Source organism: Nonomuraea sp. NPDC052634 (genome assembly GCF_040678535.1).
GTDB lineage: Bacteria > Actinomycetota > Actinomycetes > Streptosporangiales > Streptosporangiaceae > Nonomuraea > Nonomuraea fastidiosa.
In genome coordinates, this window is the sequence record NZ_JBFATY010000006.1 from 491790 (window position 1) to 494117 (window position 2328).

A 2328-nucleotide genomic window follows, 5' to 3' on the forward strand; every position below is an offset into this window, starting at 1 on the left:
CGATCGCGGTAACCGCCGTCGCGACGCGACGAGTAACCACCCTCGCGCCGGTCACCGTAGCCGCTGTCGCGACGCGGCCCGCGATCGTCGCGATCCCGGTAGGGACGGCGGTCGTCCCACTCGCGCCGAGGACCCCGATCGCCCCGATCGCCGCGGTATCCGCCCTCGCGGCGGTCACCGTAGCCGCCGTCACGGCGCTGGCCGCGATCGTCGCGATCCCTATAGGAACGACGGTCGTCTCGATAGTCGTCGCGCCGCGGCCCTCTATCTCCCCGGTTGCCGTAGCGCGACCTGTCGTCTGAACGGAACGGACGGTCGCCGCCAGAATCACGCCCGCGGGATCCGTACCCGCCGCTTCTGCCCCCTCCGCCGGAGCGCCTGTCCCCGTAGTCGCCGCGCCCGCGCTGTCCGCCGTCCGATCCGTTATCTCTGTTCACTTCTGGTCCATTTCGTTGACTCACCCAGCGGACTCACAACGACGGTCCACCAGGCTGGTCGCCGCCCGCCTGCGGGCCTTACGCGACGAAGGCCACCCCTGGGGTGGCCCGGTGTGCTCCCAGCCTAGCAAGCCGTGGAACGTCCACGAGCCCGCCGCAAACCGATATTGAGTGGACCCCGGACGCCCAGGCCGAGAGACTGCCTGCCATGTCTCTTCGCTTCCACGAAATCGCCGAGTCACGTCACCGCATTCTGAACCCCCTGACGGACGACAAGCTCAACCTCCTGGGCGAGATCTGCGGTTTCACGCCGGGCACGCGCATCCTCGACCTGGCCTGCGGAAAGGGCGAACTCCTTTCCCGCTGGGCGCACGAATACGCCATCGAGGGCGTGGGCGTCGACGTCAGCGAAGTGTTTCTGGACGCCGCCAGGAAACGCGCGGAAGAGCTGGCCGTCGCGCATCGCGTCGAGTTCGTGGAGGCCGACGCGAGCACGTACACCGACGCTCCTGAGTCGTACGACGTCGTGTCCTGCATCGGCGCCACCTGGATCGGCGGCGGCCTGAAGGGCACGCTGTCGCTGATGCGCCGCTGGCTGCGCCCCGGCGGCCTGGTACTGGTCGGCGAGTGCTACTGGCAGTCGCCTCCGCCGCCCGAGGCCCTCGCCGCTCTCCAGATCGGAGAGGACGACTTCACCTCATTGATCGGCACGGCTGACCGCGCGGAGGAAGCCGGCTTCGAACTCGTGGAAATGGTGCTGGCCGACCCCGACAGCTGGGACCGCTACATGGCCCCCCAATGGTGGGCGATCAGCGACTGGCTCCGCGCCAACCCCGACCACCCGGACGTCCCCGCCCTGCGCGACTTCCTCACCCGATCCCGCCGGTCGCACCTGGAGTACGGCCGCGACTACCTCGGCTGGGGCGTCTTCGTCCTCCGCCCCCTCCGAACCGTCACGGAAACCACGGCCTGAGCGGTAAGCCCCGGCCAACAGCCTCGTTGCACGCCGACACCACACCTTCCGCCCGCATGACGAGGGCTATCAGAGACACTTCCGAGGCGGCGAACAGCGACGCGCCGAGCTTTCCAACCGACCGGTGCGGAGCTGTAGAGGAGCAATTCCGGGTGTGGTGCCAACCCACGGAGGAGCAGCTACAGATATCCGCGCCGCAACCGGCTTGACGATGCGCTCGCGGCCTTTCACGCGCGGTGACAGAAGGCGCCTCTCGGATAGCAGCCGGTTTCTGTTGGCGAGCTCCCACTGTCCTCGGTAACGAGCCCGCCGTAGACCCGCGAAAACCGACACTCCACCGATCCGGCTCCGGGGTAGGCCCGTGCGAGACAAGCCCCGGAGCAGCCTCATGCAGCTCCGAACGACCAGCGAAAGCGACCGCCACGGCCCTACGCCCGGCCGCGAAAACGGCTCCAAGGCCACGACCCGGTCGCCGAGCTCCTGCACGCAGAACAGACCACCCGCCCGGAACGAACGTCGGGAACACCCAACACACCCGGTGAGCAAAACCCCCGGCCCAGACCGCACAGAGCCCGAAGCACCAGCCGAGCCGACCACCAACAGCCCTAAAACCCGAAAAGCGATTCCCTCGCCTAACCCCCGGCACCGACCTGCACCACCCGGAACAGGCCACCCTTTCCCAGCACACCCTGAGCAGCGCCGGCAACAGCGAAAGCGCCAGCCCAACCGCACAAGTAAAAGGCACTCCGCTGCACGCGGTAAGAATCCCGAGGTTGCGTCCACGGGAGTGGTGTACGAGTTTGACCTGGTCAGCTGGCGTGGTGCCGTGAAATGGTGACGGCCATCGCGTGATCCTTCGAGTAGCTAGTCCAAGATCGAAGGAGGACACGTGATGGCCGCGGACAACAGTGTGACGCC

At 67.6% G+C, this 2328-nt stretch carries 2 protein-coding genes; both read left to right on the top strand.

Translation table 11 applies throughout. The annotated features are described in order from the left end of the window. Window positions 1–302: hypothetical protein (locus AB0K67_RS27485; protein WP_364065914.1), on the top strand; the 302-nt coding region annotated here is incomplete at its 5' end. A 343-nt stretch (window positions 303–645) separates the two neighbouring features. Beyond that, complete coding sequence (locus AB0K67_RS27490; RefSeq protein ID WP_364065917.1) at window positions 646–1410, top strand: class I SAM-dependent methyltransferase; 765 nt, start codon at window positions 646–648, stop codon at window positions 1408–1410. Window positions 1411–2328 lie beyond the last annotated feature (918 nt).

Coding starts and splice junctions, on each gene's coding strand:
- AB0K67_RS27490 (WP_364065917.1), top strand. CDS start 646: ATGTCTCTTCGCTTCCACGAAATCGCCGAGTCACGTCACCGCATTCTG.